This is a genomic window from Aquaspirillum soli (genome assembly GCF_054781915.1).
This window is the reverse complement of sequence record NZ_BAAGTM010000004.1, coordinates 160796-176808: the sequence shown is the minus strand read 5'-3', so window position 1 is coordinate 176808 and position 16013 is coordinate 160796. Positions and strand designations below refer to the sequence as shown.

The window sequence follows — 16013 nt, the reverse complement described above, 5'->3', positions numbered from 1 at the left end:
AGCCAACTGCGCGCGGTGAAATGCGGCGGCATTTTGGCCTATGGGTTAAAATAGAAACTTTGCCAAGTCTATACCAAACCCTTCTGGCGTTGGCATCTCACGAAGGACATTCCCGATGCTCGACAATCTGACAAACCGACTTTCCGGCGTCATTAAAACGTTACGAGGCCATGCGCGCCTTACCGAAGACAATATCGCCGATGCCATGCGTGAAGTACGCATGGCGCTTTTAGAAGCCGATGTTGCCTTACCCGTAGTGAAAAATTTTGTTGCCAGCGTAAAAGAACGCGCACTGGGTCAGGAGGTGATGGGCAGCCTGACACCAGGTCAAGCCATTATCGGCGTGGTGCATGAAGAACTGGTCAAGCTGATGGGGGCACAAAACGATGCTCTGAATTTGGCTGCCGTTCCACCAGCCATTATCTTGATGGCAGGTTTGCAAGGTGCCGGTAAAACCACCACTGTCGGTAAACTTGCCAAACTACTCAAAGAAAAACACAAGAAAAAAGTGTTGGTGGTGTCGGCAGACGTCTATCGCCCAGCAGCGATTGAACAGTTACAAACCCTCGCCAAACAGCTCGATGTCGAGTTTTTCCCCTCAGATCCAAGCCAGAAGCCTGTCGCGATTGCACTGGCCGCAGTTGATCATGCTAAACGGCATTTCTTTGACGTGTTATTAGTCGATACCGCCGGCCGTTTGGCGATTGATGCAGCAATGATGGAGGAAATCAAAGCCCTTCATGCCGCGTTAAATCCGGTGGAAACCCTGTTTGTGGTTGATGCCATGCAGGGTCAAGATGCGGTGAATACGGCACAGGCGTTTAACGAAGCCTTGCCATTAACCGGTGTGGTATTAACCAAACTCGATGGTGACTCGCGTGGTGGGGCGGCGCTCTCGGTGCGCCATGTCACCGGCAAACCGATTAAATTTATTGGTGTTGGCGAAAAATTAACCGGTTTAGAACCATTCCATCCAGAACGGATGGCCAGCCGTATTTTGGGCATGGGTGATGTGCTGTCGCTGATCGAAGACGTGCAAAAAGGCATGGATCAGGCCGAAGCGCTCAAGATGGCGAAGAAGCTGAAATCAGGTAAGGGTTTCGACCTTGAAGATTTCAAAGCCCAAATCCAACAGATGCGAAAAATGGGCGGTATGGTCAGTTTGATGGAAAAAATGCCCGGCCAGCTAGGCCAACTCGCCAAAGGGGTACAAGGCGCTGAAGCAGATAAAGCAGTCAACCGCATCGAGGGCATTATCAATTCGATGACCCGAGAAGAACGTGCCAAACCCGATTTAATTAAAGCCAGCCGTAAACGCCGGATCGCTGCGGGCAGCGGGGTCACCGTGCAAGAGGTCAACCGTCTGTTAAAGCAGTTTGAAGAAACTCAAAAAATGATGAAGCAGTTTACTGCTAAAGGCGGTATTTCTAAGTTAATGCGTGGAATGAAAGGCATGCTGCCAGGCATGTAAGGCGATGAATTCATCTGTTGCAAAGACCCATCCAATGTGGGATGTGGTGGTATTAACCGAAGCACGCTATCTGGTTGAAGAAAAAGACGATTGGTATAGCCGCCAACTCCATGCCGAAGATCGCTATGTCGTCGAGGCATTGCAAGCCTTAGGGTTGCGTGTGATACGCCGCGATTGGGCAGACCCTGCGAATACCTCAGGGGATGCACAAAGTTTGTTATTCCGTAGCACATGGGATTACTTCGACCGCTTTGCGACCTTCTCACCGTGGCTTGAACAGGTGTCACAACAATGCCAGCTGTTTAATCCAGCACCATTGCTGCGTTGGAATGTCGATAAACACTATTTGGCTTATCTACAAACCGCTGGTGTGCGAATTGTCCCCACCCATTTTATCGAGGTCGGTGACCCACACACCTTGGCCGATCAGTTGGCACTGTTTGACGATGAGCAATGGATTCTCAAGCCGGCGGTATCAGGTGCAGCACGCCATACCTATCGTTTTCATCGTCAACAGGTGGCGGATTACCAAGCTATTTACGCCGAACTAATTGCACATGAAAGCCTGCTGTTACAGCCCTTCCAACACGCTATCACCGAGCAAGGCGAGCTGTCGATTATTGTAATTGATGGCAAAGTCACCCATGCCATTCGCAAAACGGCTAAGGCAGGTGATTTCCGCGTGCAAGACGATCATGGCGGTACAGTGCACCCCCACGAAGCCACAGCAGAGGAAATAGCCTTTGCCCAAGCAGCAGTTGCCGCAGTGCCCTTTGATGTGATGTACGCACGGGTGGATGTGATTCGCGATAACCACGGCCAGTTGGCGGTGATGGAACTGGAAATGGTCGAGCCAGAATTATTCTTCCGCTATTGCCCTGCTGCAGCTGAACATCTTGCTCGTGCCGTACACCGCCGTTTGCAAGCGATGTAAGACGTTATTTTTTCTTTTGATAAAAAGTCGATTCTGATGATGACTCCTCATACTTTAACTGCGCTTTCTCCTCTTGATGGTCGTTATGCCGCCAGCGGCGAAGCACTGCGCCCTATTTTCAGTGAATATGGCCTGATGAAATTCCGCGTCCAAGTGGAGTTGGAATGGCTGAAAATGTTGGCAGCCGAACCAGCAATCAGCGAAATTGCGCCTTTCTCTGCCGAAACGCTGCAAGAAATTGATGCCTTAATTGCCGGCTTTAGCGTAGCCCATGCCGAGGCAGTAAAAGCCATTGAAGCGCGGACCAACCACGATGTGAAAGCCATTGAATATTGGCTGAAAGAACGTTTGTCAGGCAACCCAGAAGTGGTTGCTGCCAGTGAGTTCATTCACTTTGCTTGTACATCAGAAGACATTAACAATCTGTCGCATGGTTTGATGTTGAAAGCGGCCCGTGATGAAGTGGTGTTGCCAACGCTTGATGCGACGATCACCAAATTAACCGAGCTGGCCCATCAGTTTGCCGATGTGCCAATGATGGCACGCACCCACGGTCAACCTGCCACCCCTTCGACCATGGGCAAAGAGCTGGCGAATGTTGTCTATCGCCTACAGCGTCAACGCCAACAAATTGCCCAACAAGACATGCTAGGCAAAATCAACGGCGCAGTGGGTAACTTTAATGCCCATTTAGCCGCTTATCCTGATGTGGAATGGGAAGGCTTGGCACAACGCTTTGTTGAAGGGCTGGGTTTAACCTACAACCCTTACACCATTCAAATTGAACCTCACGACTATATGGCGGAATTCTTCCATTTGTTGTCGCGTGTCAACACCATTTTGATTGACCTAGCGCGGGATATTTGGGGTTATATTTCTCTTGGCTACTTCAAACAGAAAGTGGTTGCAGGTGAAGTTGGTAGTTCGACCATGCCACACAAAGTCAATCCGATTGATTTTGAAAATGCCGAAGGGAATTTCGGTTTGGCCAATGCCCTGCTGTTGCATTTAGCAGAAAAATTACCTGTCAGCCGTTGGCAGCGTGATTTAACCGATTCGACCGTATTGCGTAATATGGGTGTGGCAGTCGGTTATAGCGCCTTAGGCTTTAAAGCTTTGATGCGTGGTTTGAATAAGCTCGAGATTAACCCGCCTGCTTTGGCAGCCGATCTCAATCAAGCATGGGAGCTATTAGCTGAGCCAATTCAAACTGTTATGCGTCGTTATGGTGTAGAAAACCCTTACGAGCAATTAAAAGAATTAACCCGTGGTCGCGATGGCATTACCCAACAAACGTTGGCAAGTTTTATCCAAAGTCTGGCCATTCCCGAGGCAGAAAAACAGCGTTTGTTAGCGTTGTCTCCTGCTGAATATTTGGGAAAAGCGACAGAATTGGCACGCCGCATTTGATTTGCTTTTTGTTTCAAAGTGAAAAAACCGCCGTCAAAGGCGGTTTTTTCATTGTCTTGCAATGCACAATACCGCTAATCTCTCGCCTTATGCCATATTTTTTAGAGGCTGGTACGCTATGAAATGGTTTTCTCGTCTCAGTGTTCGTTGGAAACTCCAGCTAGGGTTTTTCCTAGTTACGATGATTACCACTGTCTACAACCGTGTATTAGCGGTGTATGAACTTGACAATATGATTGATATTGCTCGACAAGGTGGGGCGTCATTAAGTTTGATTGCTTCTTTAGAAGCAGAACGCCAACAATGGATTATCCATGCCATCTGGGAGTCAGGTTTAGAGTTTGCCGTGCAATTTGTGGTGATTGGTTTAGCAGCACGTTTATTTGTGCAACCGATTTTGGCACTACGTGATGCCTTAGCTGCCATGCAAAAAGGCGATTTAACCCATGCAGTCCCTGCCACAGCAGAAGATGAGGTGGGCGAGCTTCAAGTCAGCTTTGAAGTCATGCGGCAAAAAATGGCAGCAATTCTGGGGCAGATCGAAGACAGTGGCCGCCAAGTCAATCAATCGGCCTATCAAGTCACTACCCTTGCGCGCGAAATTGCTGAAGTCAGCGAAAAAGAAGAACAACGTTCGTCAGAAGTCAGCGCCGCCACCAAAAGTTTGCAGGCCATTGCCAGTCAAGTGTTAGAACAAGCACAGCAAGCAGCAGGTCGTGCTATTGAGTTAGAAAACCGTGGCAGGGAAGGGATTGAGTCGGTCGAGCGCAACATTGATGGCCTAGAACAAACATCACAACAGGTCGCTACTGCGTCACAGCGAATTGCCGAACTCGAAGCCAGCACAAGTCAAATCAACGACATTATCTCAACCATTAAAGAAATTGCTGGTCAGACCAATCTGTTGGCGTTAAATGCAGCGATTGAGGCAGCACGAGCAGGGGAATTAGGGCGTGGTTTTGCGGTAGTGGCAGATGAAGTACGAAAATTAGCTGAGCGTTCGACGTCGTCTGCGGAAGAAGTCAACCGGATTATCACGTCTCTTAATGAGAGTGTGGTTCAGGTCACTGATTCCATGCACTCAGTGGTGGAAGGCGTGCAGAGTAGCCGTGAGGTTGCCGCGTCAACAGTGGCCGTGATTGAAAATATGGTTGGTGAAATTGCGCGCACAGCCGAAGGAAGTCGTCATATCACGGGTGCCAGTGAAGAACAAATGCGCGAGTTCGACCGTCTAGAGGAAACACTGGCGGCTCTGTTTACTACCTTGCGTGAATCGTCTTCTAAAGTGGCGACCACAGCCAGCATTGGCGATACGATTTTCCGTATTAGTGAGCAGCTCAATCAAACCATGGCAGGTTTTGTCTTAGACCGCAAAGTCAAAGCACAACCCGCCAACCATGAAAAACGCCGCCATCCTCGTTCAGATACGCCGCTATTGGCGCGTGTACTTCATCATGGGGAAAATGTTGAAGCAGCCACTTTGGATTTAAGTATTTCTGGCATTCGAATTGCCAGTATTGCCGAATTAAAAAGCGACGAGCCAGTCAAGCTAGAATTGTTCTTGCCACAACAGTCTTTAGACGCCTATCAAAACCAAAAACCACTGCAATTAGATGGCAAAGTGGCTTGGGCTCAACCCGCAAAAAACATTGGAGATTCCAATGTTTACGGCTTGCAGTTTTCTAAATTGACCTCGGCACAAGAAGCTGCCTTGCGTGCATGTTTGGCGTTTTATCATCGTCCGGTTGAATTCCAGTAACAACAAAAATCACATTTTTATTTAGTTTGCTATTGCCTTCAGTAGATATTTTGGCTTTAATTAGACGGTGATAGTTTTATGACTCTCTTGCGAAGGAAAATACGATGTCCGCAAACTTAGAAAATCTGGTAGAACAAATCAGAGAATTGTCTTTGGAAGATGCTTTATCCGTTGAAAAAGAACTGAAAGCACATATTGAAGAGCGTCGTCTGCAAAGCCGCCGTCAAGTGCTGGCTCAGATTAATCAGCTGATGAATATCGCGGGTTTGAGCACCGATGATTTGGCTCGTTTGGATAATGGCCGTCGTTTAAGCGATGAAACCCGCGCACCGGTTAAACCAAAATACCATCATCCAACCGATCCTTCCGTGACTTGGACTGGCCGTGGTCGTTCGCCATTATGGATGGTGCACTGGGAAGAACAAGGTCGTTCACGCGATGATTTGCTGATTAAATAATTTCAGCGTATCAAGCCAATCAAACCGCTGCCTCGTGCAGCGGTTTTTTTTAACCAAAAAACCAATAACACACCGCAATAGCCGCGAGCACACCACATAAATCAGCGAATAAAGCACAAGGAATAGCATGGCGAGTGTAACGAACCCCCACGGCACCAAAATAAACAGCCAATACATAAAAAGTGGTTTCGGTGCTGCCTTGGATCACCGCCGCTAATCGAGCAGGAAAACTATCGACTCCAAAGTTTTTCATGGTTTCAATCATCATGGCACGTGCTCCACTGCCTGAAAACGGTTTAATCAATGCAGTGGGTAAGGCATCAACAAAACGAATATCACCATTAAAAAGGGTTACAACATAACGGATACCACTGAGTGCCCAATCTAATGCACCACTGGCGCGCAATACCCCAATCGCAGCCAACATCGCGACTAAATACGGCAACAGTTGGATCGCTATTTCAAAACCACCCTTCGCACCTTCAATAAAAGCATCATAAACCGCTATTTTTTGGTAAAAAGCATAGGATAAAAATCCTAACAGAATGGAAAATAAGACCAGATTACCTGTTAATGAGGAGACTTCTGTTAATAAAGCCGCCGGCAGGGTGGCTAAGCTCGACATTAACATCGCGAGTACCGCACCGATAGCCAAAACATATCCCCACATCACCCAGTCAAATTTCAGCCGTTGCACCACGGCAACCGCGAATAATCCTGCTAGGCTAGAAGCACTGGTGGCCAATAAAATGGGGAGAAATACAGCAGCAGGATCCGCCGCCCCTTGCTGAGCGCGATAGACAAAAATAGTGACCGGCAATAAGGTCAAAGAGGATGCGTTCAGCACCAGAAATAAAATTTGTGCATTGGTGGCTGTGTCGGGTGTCGGGTTCAGTTCTTGTAATGCACGCATGGCTTTTAAGCCAATTGGGGTGGCTGCATTATCCAGCCCCAACACATTGGCCGCACAGTTCATGGTTAAAAATCCCAGTGCCGGATGTCCATTGGGCACTTCTGGCATCAAGCGGCGAAAGAGGGGCGCTAATACCCGCGCTAACGCATTCATTAGGCCAGCCCGTTCAGCGATCATTAAAAACCCCATCCACAACGCTAAACTACCGGCCAGCGCAATACAAATTTCAATACTGGTTTTTGCCATATCGAATAGGGCAGTCATCATCCGCGCAAACACCTCGGCATCGCCCTGCCACCAGTTAGCGAGAGCGGCAATCGCCGCGAGCAAAAAAAATACTGGCCACAAAATATTTAACATGATGTGGTTTTTCCTAATGTAAAAATGTTTAGTTTTTGTCTAGAACAAAATATGATGTAATGACTCAAATCTCAGATAGAGCCCCTGTTGAACGAGGGGAATTGTCCCACAACACGACCACGCTGCGGGTGGGTGATAACAAGGAGTACAGCGGTGCATATTGCGATTATTGGTGCAGGGATGGCGGGGTTAACCGCAGCCCGAGCATTAGACGAAGCCGGTTTACAAGTCACCGTATTTGAAAAAGGCCGTGGTTTGGGAGGGCGGTTGAGTACCCGCCGAGGTGAAACCGGACAATTCGATCATGGTGCAGCCTTCTTTACCGTACGGCATCCCGCTTTTATTACAGAAGCTGCCGCTTGGCGTGAAGAAGGCGCCGTAGAAGTATGGCCCGGTAAATTAGTTCACCTCACCCAGCGCGGTCTTGAGGCGGCTTATCCTGACGACCGCTACGTCAGCGTACCCGGTATGAGTGCCTTAGGACGATTTTTGGCTGAAGGATTACATTGCCAGCGTGGGCATCGAGTACAACAGATCGAACCCACCGGCAGTAATTGGCGCGTGTTTCTCGATGACGGCAGCACACACAGCTTCGATGGCCTTATTTTAGCCATCCCCGCCCCACAAGCCGTCGCCTTGCTTTCAGGTGTGCATCATTTTGCGGGAGACATTGAGCAAAACGTCCAGATGACTGCGTGTTGGAGTTTATTGGCACAAAGCGAAGCCAAACCACCGTTTGATGCGGCATTTATTGATAATGACAGTCCATTGGCGTGGGTGGCGCATGAGGTCAGCAAACCGGGCCGACATGACAGCCTCAACTGGGTGGCCCACAGTCGCGGCGATTGGGCAGAACAACATCTCCACCATGCCACGGACTGGGTGCAAGCCACGTTAACCGCTGCTATGCAGCAGGTGGTGCAAGGGCCAGTCGAAGCAGTTGCGGTACACCGTTGGCGTTATGCCCGCACGGCACGCGCATTAGGCCAAACTTGCCTATTTGATCGTGCTTTGCGTTTGGGCATTGCGGGTGATTGGTGTTTAGGTGACCGAGTGGAACATGCTTTCTTATCCGGTCAGGCAGTCGCACAAGCTTTGTTAACCAGTGACTAACACCCCGCTTAACTGGCGGCGGTATCGTCATCTTCCGCTAACAAACGCGCAGCACGCGATTTTTTACGTTTCGGTTGTGGTTGTGCTGCGCGGGCGGCAGCCTCTGCCTCGCGCTGGGCTTGAATCTCTTGGCTGATGCGTTCCCAATCTTGCGGCGTTTCCAAACTAATACGACCTATTCGCCCATCGCGGAAATCGGTTAGCAAGCGTTCTGCTGCTTTCTGGGCATCCACTCTACCGCCGGCGCGGACGGTGCCCATGCGGCGGCCAATTTGCTCGAACAGCTCAAAATCCGTCGTCGCCAGTTCAGCCAATTGGTAGCGTTCACGCAAAGCGTCTGGATAACGTTGGGCCAATACGGTCAATAAACTGAGGGTCACCCCTTCCTCGTCTAAGGCATTGCGCCCAATGGCACCACTTGCTGCCAACATATCGCCACAGAAGGGGTGCTCAATTTTTGGCCACAACATACCGGGGGTATCCCACAAGGTGACGTTTTCATCGAGTTCGACCCGCTGTTGTGTTTTGGTAATAGCAGGCTCATTACCGGTTTTTGCCACTTTGCGGCCAGTGAGGGTGTTAATCAAAGTGGATTTTCCGACGTTAGGAATACCACAAATAATCAAACGGAGTGGCTTATCAAAACTAGCACGATGCGGTGCCAAACTGCGACTGGCTTCTAAAATCCGTCGTGCAGGTGCGCGCTCGTGATAGTCCAGCCCGATGGCTTGGGTTTTTTCATGCGAGGCAAACCAATGTAGCCATTGTTGAGTCACGCTTGGATCGGCGAGGTCTTGCTTATTTAAGACTTTCAGCAAAGGCTTTCGGCCTAACACCAATTCTTCCAACATTGGGTTAGAAGATGAACGGGGTAGGCGAGCATCTACCATTTCAATCACCACATCGGTATCAGATAAACGCTCGTGAAAGGCCTTGCGTGCCTTGTGCATGTGGCCAGGAAACCATTGAATCACGGGGACTTGCTCCGAAAAATGATGCGATTTTAACGGTTTAGACTCAATTCAGGAGAATTTTAATGGCTGTTGTTCCGGCTTCTTATCAACGTAGCCTGTGTTGGTTTCGGCGAGATTTGCGTGATTTTGATCACGCTGCGCTATGCTATGCCTTACAACAAAGCGAACAAGTGCTGTGTGTCTTTGTATTTGATAGCACTATTTTGGCCAGCTTACCCAGAGATGACCGGCGAGTTTCGTTTATTTGGCACGCAGTGGCTGAGCTCGATCAGGCTTTGCGACAACAGGGGTCTGCGCTCTGTGTGGTGCATGGTGATGCGAAAACAGAAATTCCCCGCCTCGCTGCCCACTACCAAGCCCAAGCGGTGTTCTGTAATCATGATGACGACCCCTCAGCAATCGCCCGTGACCATGCTGTCGCACAAACGCTCGCCACGCAAGGTTGTGCTTTTTTTGATGCTAAAGACCATGTGATTTTTGAACGGGCAGAGCTGCTCACTCAAGCCGGCAAGCCTTTCAGCGTTTTTACCCCTTATAAAAATAGCTGGCTAAAAAACATCTCTTCCGAATTTTTACAAAGTTATCCGGTGGAATACTATCGCAGCGCGCTGTGGCAACAACCGCATGTGCCTCCGCTGCCAAGTGTGGCTGATTTGGGTTTTGTGGCCTGTAATTTCGCTGCACTGCATATCAAAACAGGGATGCGTGGAGGGGAACAGCTATGGGCCGACTTCCTACCGCGAATGTCGCTTTATAAACAAGCCCGTGATTTTCCTGCGGTAAAAGGGGTGTCCTATTTATCTGCCCATGTCCGTTTTGGCACAGTCTCTATCCGACAACTGGCACGCACCGCATTTGAGCATGGCGGCGAAGGGGCCGAGGGCTGGTTAAATGAGTTAATTTGGCGTGATTTTTATCAACAAATTCTCTACCACCGCCCCGATGTCGCCAGCGGACACAGTTTTAAAGCAGAGTATGAGGGTTTGGTTTTCCCGGGAGAGGAAGCGCATTTTGTTGCGTGGTGTGAAGGGCGGACGGGCTACCCGATTGTCGATGCTGCGATGCGCCAGTTGCAACAAGTGGGTTGGATGCACAACCGCCTGCGGATGATTACCGCCAGCTTTTTGGTGAAAGATTTGCTCATCGATTGGCGAAAGGGTGAAGCACACTTTGCCCGTTGGTTATTAGACTATGACCTTGCCGCTAATAACGGTGGTTGGCAATGGGCGGCATCGACTGGCTGTGATGCACAACCCTATTTCCGCATTTTCAACCCAGTCACCCAATCACAAAAATTCGACCCGAAAGGACAATTTATTCGCCGTTATGTGCCTGAATTAGCCAATTTAGATGACAAGGCCATTCATGCACCGTGGCAGGCCAAACAACTGCCCTTGGGTTTCCGTTTAGGGCGCGATTACCCTCACCCCATTGTTGACCATGCCGCACAGCGTTTGCGGGCTATGGCGTTATTCGAGCGGGGTTGAGGTTGGCAAAATATAGTCGTTGACAGCTATTGCCATCTCTGGCGCCTCAAAAAAGCTTTGCAAAATCGCCTGCGCCGCCACTTGGTCGAGCGCAGGTTTTTGCTTGCGCCCACGCACGCCAACCTCTTTTAACAAAGCCTCAGCCACTAATGAACTGTGGCGTTCATCCACCAAAAAAACCGTCAAGCCAAACCGCCCCTCAAGCCGCCGCGCAAAGCGTACAGCCAAACGAGTCATCTCGTGTGGTGTGCCATCGGCATGTGTGGGTAGGCCAACCACAAGGGCGTTGGGTTGCCATTCTGCGATTAAGTTTGCAATACGTTGAAAACGGGGCTCGGTTTCTGCCCCGTGCAAGGTTTCAAGGGGATGAGCAATGCCCACTAGGGTATCGCCAGTGGCAATACCAATCCGTTGTTCACCAAAATCAAATGCCAAGACACCGCCGCTCACCTGCATTAGGCGTGCCCCACTTGATCGGATAACGACAACATATCAATGCCTAACAACGACATGGCTGCATTAAAACGATGTTCTGAGGGTAAATCGAAAATCAGGTCTAAATCGGCGGGCGCTTCGACGCTTAACCACGCATTTTGCGCCAGCTCATGCTCCAATTGCCCCGCATCCCAGCCTGAATAACCTAAACATAAGAACAAGCGTTCTGGCCCACCGCCTTCAACCATCACATTAAGAATGTCGCGTGAAGTCGTTAGGGCGGTTTGTTCGGTAACTTGCAGACTGGATTGCCATTCACCGGCGGGTTGATGCAAGACAAACCCCCGATCTGTTTGCACGGGGCCACCAAAATAAACGGGCAGATTCTCCCACTCGGGACGACCGAGATGCAGCCCCACTTGTTCAAATAATACAGACAGCGTCATTTCTGAGGGCCGGTTTAATACCACGCCCATCGCGCCATTCTCTGTATGTTCACACAGATAGACCACGCTTTTTGCAAAGAGCGGGTCGGTCATATTTGGCATCGCAATCAAAAAATGATTGGCAAGAGAAAAGGTGGACATAGTGACATAACCTGTTTTTAAGTTGATGGCGCGGCGATAGACAACACAGACCCCGCCGCCAGTTTCGGCAAAGCCTGCCAAGTATTCACCAAACAAGCTTGGGTCAGCTCGGTGAATTCTATCTTGCGTAAATCCGCAAGCTCAGCAGCAAAACGCCGTATATTAGCAGGTTGATTAACCTGACCTTGTGCCCATTGTGGCGCCATATCCGGCGCATCGGTTTCTAACACCACAGCCGACAATGGCAAATGGCTGGCCAAGCGACGAATCCGTCGCGAACCACTAAAAGTCATCGCTCCACCAAAGCCCAGTTTAAACCCTAACTGTAAAAACACCTCGGCTTGCTGTTCGCTACCGTTAAAAGCATGGGCGATTCCCCCTACCACCGGATAGCGACGCAGATATTTTAACACTCGATCGACAGCACGCCGGCTATGTAACAACACGGGGAGTTGATGTTGCTGTGCCAACTGTAATTGCTGCACAAAAACCCATTCTTGTTCTTCCGCCCCATCTTGCCCATGATAAAAGTCCAAACCGATTTCCCCCACGGCACACGCCTGCCCCGATTGCAGCGCCTCGGCAATCTGCGTTAACTGTTGTGCATTGTCTGCCCGACAACCGACGGCTAAGGGATGCAAACCATACGCAACGGCGCAACCATAACGCTGGTGCAGCCACTGTTGGCGTGCAAAGTTGGCGGCACTGACAGCAGGAATCACAATTTGTCTGACATCCGCTGCCCACGCCGCAGACATTACCGCTGCATGTTGAGAAAAAAGGCGCTCTGCATCAAGATGGCAGTGGGTATCAATAAGAAAAATCGGCGGCATCATTCGCCCCATCCGGCATGTGAGGAAGACATTATGCCCATCCATCTAAATTTAACGTGTTCCTTGGCAAATTTGGCCCAAGAGGTCGAGTTGCCCGCCACTGTCCGACAACAGTTGGGGTATATGCTGTTTAACGAACACCTGCCATTGAGTTTGAGTGATAGCCGTGGTCGCATGTGTTATGTCAATCAGGCGTTTTGTCATCTCAGTGGCTATCGTCGTGACGAGTTGTTAGGGCGTTCTTATCGTATCCTGCGCTCGGGTTTACATTCCCCCGATGTATTTCGAACCTTGTGGGAAACGCTTAGTGCCGGCGCCAGCTGGCACGGTCAGTTAGCCAATCGCAGTAAAAACGGCCAATTATTTCACCTGCAGCTGCATATTTTCCCCTTTTTTGATAGTGAAGGCGAAATTGGCTATGCCGCCATTGGGTCGGATATCACCTCATTAATTCGACAACGGCAATCAGCAGTACAAGCCCAACTGCGTAGCGCCAAATTGTTGGATCAAATTATTGAAGATGGGCCAGTGCCAACCTTTGTGCTTGATTTAAGCCATACCATCACACATTGGAACCGCGCCTGTGAATACATCACCGGTTTTAGTGCCAAAGAGATGGTTGGGACACAAAAACAATGGCAACCTTTCTATCCACAACCGCGCTTGGTCTTAGCTGATTTAATCATTGAAGGTTTGCCCTTGGATGAATCGAATGGCTTATATATCAAAGGCCGGCGTTATTCTTCTTTGATTGAAGGCGCGTATGAAGCTGAAGGATTTTTCCGGCACCTTGGCCCCGCCGGTCGTTGGTTATTTCTCACTGCTGCTCCGTTGTTCGACACCGATGGTTATCTCATTGGTGCGATTGAAACTTTGCAAGATGTCACTGAACGCAAACAAGCCGAACAAGCGTTAACCCGCGCTCATAGTGAATTGGAGTATTTAGTTGAACAACGGACAAAACAACTCAGTGTCGCCAAGTCGGAATTAGAAAAAGACATCGTGCGCCGTAAAGCCTCCGAGAATGAATTGCGGCGGCGGAATGAAGAATTAACCAAACTGAACGGATTACTGCGAGAGGCACAGCAGCAGCTTTTACAGTCTGAAAAAATGGCATCCATTGGCCAACTCGCCGCCGGTGTTGCCCATGAAATCAACAATCCAGTCGGTTATATCCAATCGAATTTAGCTTCATTGGGACGCTATTTAGAGGATTTGTTCGCGATTATTGATAGCCTAGAACAATGCCTCTCGGCCCTTCCCTTAGATCATCCGGTGGCAGAAACAGCGCGGGCAGTGTGCACAGACAAAGATTTGGTGTACCTGCGAGCCGACTTGCCCGATCTATTACGCGAGTCGAATGAAGGGGTGATTCGAGTGCGCAAAATTGTGCAGGACTTAAAAGATTTTTCTCGGATTGATCGGGCCCAAAGTTGGGAAAAAGTCGATTTACACCAAGGGCTGAATAGCACGCTGAACATCGCTCATAACGAAATCAAATATAGAGCCGATGTGATCCGTCATTATGGTGATATTCCATTGGTGGAATGTGTGCCGTCGCAGTTAAACCAAGTGTTTATGAATTTATTGGTTAATGCAGCCCATTCGATGGACGGCAACAAACGCGGCCAAATCACCGTTACCACGCGTTTATTCGATCCACAGCACGTCGCCATTGAAATTCAGGACAGTGGCTGTGGCATTCCAAAAGAACTACAAACCCGAATTTTCGATCCTTTTTTCACCACCAAACCAGTCGGCCAAGGGACAGGTCTAGGTCTGTCGTTATCGTTTGGAATTATTCAAAACCATCATGGTCGGATCGAATTAGAAAGTGAAGCCGGCATAGGCAGCCTATTCAGAATTATCCTACCCATCAACCAAGCAACAATAGAGGAACCGCCTCATGTCTAATTTTACGGTGTTATGTGTCGATGATGAAGCCAATATTCTGTCTGCCTTACGGCGGCTCTTTCGGCCCACGGGTTATCGTTTATTGACCGCACAAAGCGGTGCCGAAGGCTTGGCAATCCTCGAACAGGAACAAGGGCAGGTTGATGTGGTGATTTCCGACATGCGGATGCCGGAAATGGACGGCGCGACTTTTTTAGCAGAAGTGTTACGCCGCTGGCCAAACACGTTGCGCATGTTACTCACCGGGTATTCTGATCTCAATTCGACCGTGTCGGCGATTAACCAAGGTGAAATTTACCGCTATTTAGCCAAACCGTGGAACGATCAAGATTTGTTACTCACAGTGCAAGATGGTTTAGAAAAACAGGCGTTATTGCGGGAAAAAAACCGTTTAGAAGCACTGACTCAACAACAAAATGAACAGCTTAAACAACTCAATGCCAGCCTAGAAGATAAAGTCAAAGCGCGTACCGCCGAGCTGCATAGCGCGCATGAACGCTTGAAGAAAAATTTCATCAGCTCGATTCATGTGTTCTCACATCTTATCGAGCTGCGCGATGGCCATAGTGCTGGCTTTTCACGACGGGTAGCAACGCTGGCACGCCGGATTGCAGGACAGTTGGGTGCCAACCACAAAACCACCCAAGATATTTTCCTCGCGGGTTTATTGCATACCCTCGGCAAAATTAGCCTACCAGATCGCCTATTGAGTAAGCCGGTTTCTCAACTCAGTGCTGAAGAAAAACAACTATGGGGCAAACATCCATTGAAAGGCCAACAAGCGTTAATGGGTTTAGAGGAATTGGCCGAAACCGCCCGTCTGATCCGGTCTTATTGTGAACATTTTAATGGACAAGGTGTGCCCGAAGGCTTAGCCGGTATGCAAATCCCACTTGGTGCCCGCATTTTGGCCGTCGCCAGCGATTTTTATGCGTGGCAAGATGGCATGTTGGAAGACATCAGTTATTCAGAAAACGAAGCCAGAAAACGAATTGCCCAAGGTGCGGGGATGCGCTACGACCCAACCGTGGTAGCGGCATTTAATGCGCTGTTTGTTGAACAACCAGAAACCACCCCAGAGACCGAAATTGTCGAGCTGTATTCGCTTAATTTATTACCCGGCATGATTTTGGCGCGAGATTTGTTCAGTCGCGATGGGGTGTTGCTGTTAGCTGCCGATTTTGTGCTCGAAGAACGAACCATCCGCCAGATTTGTGAATATGAAAGCGTGGAGAATAAACGGCTGGTTTTGTCTATCTATCGCCACAGCGACCCCGTTTCGCGAGGTGAGATGTCTTAGATGCTGGCTCGTTAGGCACGTTTCTGTGCCCACCACATCGGCAAAATACTGCCGTATGTGACACG

14 protein-coding genes are annotated in these 16013 nt (G+C 49.4%); 9 read left to right on the top strand and 5 right to left on the bottom strand.

Going from position 1 to position 16013, the window contains the following annotated elements; all coding sequences use genetic code 11:
* Positions 1-115: 115 nt before the first annotated feature.
* The 5 genes from ffh to ACYVJG_RS06145 all read left to right on the top strand — a co-directional run bounded on the left by ffh (position 116) and on the right by ACYVJG_RS06145 (position 6032).
* Positions 116-1471: a signal recognition particle protein gene (gene ffh, locus ACYVJG_RS06165; RefSeq protein WP_460430278.1), complete on the top strand. Its 1356-nt coding sequence runs from the start codon at positions 116-118 to the stop codon at positions 1469-1471.
* Between the two features lie 4 nt (positions 1472-1475).
* A complete protein-coding gene (locus ACYVJG_RS06160; protein WP_460430277.1) occupies positions 1476-2405 on the top strand; it encodes an ATP-grasp domain-containing protein in 930 nt (309 codons plus the stop codon).
* Between the two features lie 39 nt (positions 2406-2444).
* Positions 2445-3815, top strand: coding sequence for an adenylosuccinate lyase (purB, locus tag ACYVJG_RS06155; RefSeq protein WP_460430316.1), 1371 nt, complete (start codon positions 2445-2447; stop codon positions 3813-3815).
* Positions 3816-3933: 118 nt separating this feature from the next.
* The gene (locus ACYVJG_RS06150) at positions 3934-5574 is read left to right on the top strand and encodes a methyl-accepting chemotaxis protein (RefSeq protein ID WP_460430276.1); all 1641 of its coding nucleotides are present in this window, start codon (positions 3934-3936) and stop codon (positions 5572-5574) included.
* Positions 5575-5678: 104 nt separating this feature from the next.
* On the top strand, positions 5679-6032 hold the full coding sequence (locus ACYVJG_RS06145) for an H-NS histone family protein (protein WP_460430275.1): 354 nt from the start codon (positions 5679-5681) through the stop codon (positions 6030-6032).
* A 49-nt stretch (positions 6033-6081) separates the two neighbouring features.
* Here the strand turns inward: ACYVJG_RS06145 and ACYVJG_RS06140 are convergent, their stop codons facing one another.
* Positions 6082-7305: a nucleoside recognition domain-containing protein gene (locus ACYVJG_RS06140; protein WP_460430274.1), complete on the bottom strand. Its 1224-nt coding sequence runs from the start codon at positions 7303-7305 to the stop codon at positions 6082-6084.
* A gap of 153 nt (positions 7306-7458) precedes the next feature.
* Between ACYVJG_RS06140 and ACYVJG_RS06135 the strand changes: the two genes are divergently transcribed.
* Positions 7459-8418, top strand: a complete 960-nt coding sequence (locus ACYVJG_RS06135; protein WP_460430273.1) for an NAD(P)/FAD-dependent oxidoreductase — start codon at positions 7459-7461, stop codon at positions 8416-8418.
* Positions 8419-8426: 8 nt separating this feature from the next.
* Here ACYVJG_RS06135 and ylqF read toward each other — a convergent pair whose 3' ends face one another.
* Positions 8427-9392 (bottom strand): ribosome biogenesis GTPase YlqF, encoded by a 966-nt coding sequence (ylqF, locus tag ACYVJG_RS06130; RefSeq protein WP_460430272.1) that lies wholly within the window; start codon positions 9390-9392, stop codon positions 8427-8429.
* Positions 9393-9454: 62 nt separating this feature from the next.
* Between ylqF and ACYVJG_RS06125 the strand changes: the two genes are divergently transcribed.
* Positions 9455-10879, top strand: a complete 1425-nt coding sequence (locus ACYVJG_RS06125; RefSeq protein WP_460430271.1) for a cryptochrome/photolyase family protein — start codon at positions 9455-9457, stop codon at positions 10877-10879.
* Here the strand turns inward: ACYVJG_RS06125 and ruvX are convergent.
* From ruvX to ACYVJG_RS06110, 3 genes are read right to left on the bottom strand one after another with little or no spacing between them, the layout of a single operon-like run.
* Positions 10862-11335: a Holliday junction resolvase RuvX gene (ruvX, locus tag ACYVJG_RS06120; protein WP_460430270.1), complete on the bottom strand. Its 474-nt coding sequence runs from the start codon at positions 11333-11335 to the stop codon at positions 10862-10864. The two genes, ACYVJG_RS06125 and ruvX, sit on opposite strands and share 18 nt — an antisense overlap.
* Entirely contained in the window at positions 11335-11901 is a 567-nt protein-coding gene (locus ACYVJG_RS06115) for a YqgE/AlgH family protein (RefSeq protein WP_460430269.1), read from the bottom strand. The genes ruvX and ACYVJG_RS06115 overlap by 1 nt, the downstream gene beginning before the upstream one ends.
* Before the next feature lie 17 nt (positions 11902-11918).
* Complete coding sequence (locus tag ACYVJG_RS06110; RefSeq protein WP_460430268.1) at positions 11919-12737, bottom strand: TatD family hydrolase; 819 nt, start codon at positions 12735-12737, stop codon at positions 11919-11921.
* Positions 12738-12767: 30 nt separating this feature from the next.
* Here ACYVJG_RS06110 and ACYVJG_RS06105 point away from each other — a divergent pair, with 30 nt between their 5' ends.
* Positions 12768-14648: a PAS domain S-box protein gene (locus ACYVJG_RS06105; RefSeq protein ID WP_460430267.1), complete on the top strand. Its 1881-nt coding sequence runs from the start codon at positions 12768-12770 to the stop codon at positions 14646-14648.
* The gene (locus ACYVJG_RS06100) at positions 14641-15948 is read left to right on the top strand and encodes an HD domain-containing phosphohydrolase (protein ID WP_460430266.1); all 1308 of its coding nucleotides are present in this window, start codon (positions 14641-14643) and stop codon (positions 15946-15948) included. Before ACYVJG_RS06105 ends, ACYVJG_RS06100 begins: the two co-directional genes overlap by 8 nt.
* The last annotated feature ends 65 nt before the right edge of the window (positions 15949-16013 follow it).

Excerpts from the sequence above, each read along its gene's own strand:
- ACYVJG_RS06140 (WP_460430274.1), bottom strand. The coding sequence starts at position 7,305 with ATGTTAAATATTTTGTGGCCAGTATTTTTTTTGCTCGCGGCGATTGCC.
- ACYVJG_RS06125 (WP_460430271.1), top strand. The coding sequence starts at position 9,455 with ATGGCTGTTGTTCCGGCTTCTTATCAACGTAGCCTGTGTTGGTTTCGG.
- purB (WP_460430316.1), top strand. The coding sequence starts at position 2,445 with ATGACTCCTCATACTTTAACTGCGCTTTCTCCTCTTGATGGTCGTTAT.
- ACYVJG_RS06160 (WP_460430277.1), top strand. The coding sequence starts at position 1,476 with ATGAATTCATCTGTTGCAAAGACCCATCCAATGTGGGATGTGGTGGTA.
- ruvX (WP_460430270.1), bottom strand. The coding sequence starts at position 11,335 with ATGCAGGTGAGCGGCGGTGTCTTGGCATTTGATTTTGGTGAACAACGG.
- ACYVJG_RS06115 (WP_460430269.1), bottom strand. The coding sequence starts at position 11,901 with ATGTCCACCTTTTCTCTTGCCAATCATTTTTTGATTGCGATGCCAAAT.
- ACYVJG_RS06150 (WP_460430276.1), top strand. The coding sequence starts at position 3,934 with ATGAAATGGTTTTCTCGTCTCAGTGTTCGTTGGAAACTCCAGCTAGGG.
- ACYVJG_RS06110 (WP_460430268.1), bottom strand. The coding sequence starts at position 12,737 with ATGATGCCGCCGATTTTTCTTATTGATACCCACTGCCATCTTGATGCA.
- ffh (WP_460430278.1), top strand. The coding sequence starts at position 116 with ATGCTCGACAATCTGACAAACCGACTTTCCGGCGTCATTAAAACGTTA.
- ACYVJG_RS06145 (WP_460430275.1), top strand. The coding sequence starts at position 5,679 with ATGTCCGCAAACTTAGAAAATCTGGTAGAACAAATCAGAGAATTGTCT.
- ACYVJG_RS06100 (WP_460430266.1), top strand. The coding sequence starts at position 14,641 with ATGTCTAATTTTACGGTGTTATGTGTCGATGATGAAGCCAATATTCTG.
- ACYVJG_RS06105 (WP_460430267.1), top strand. The coding sequence starts at position 12,768 with ATGCCCATCCATCTAAATTTAACGTGTTCCTTGGCAAATTTGGCCCAA.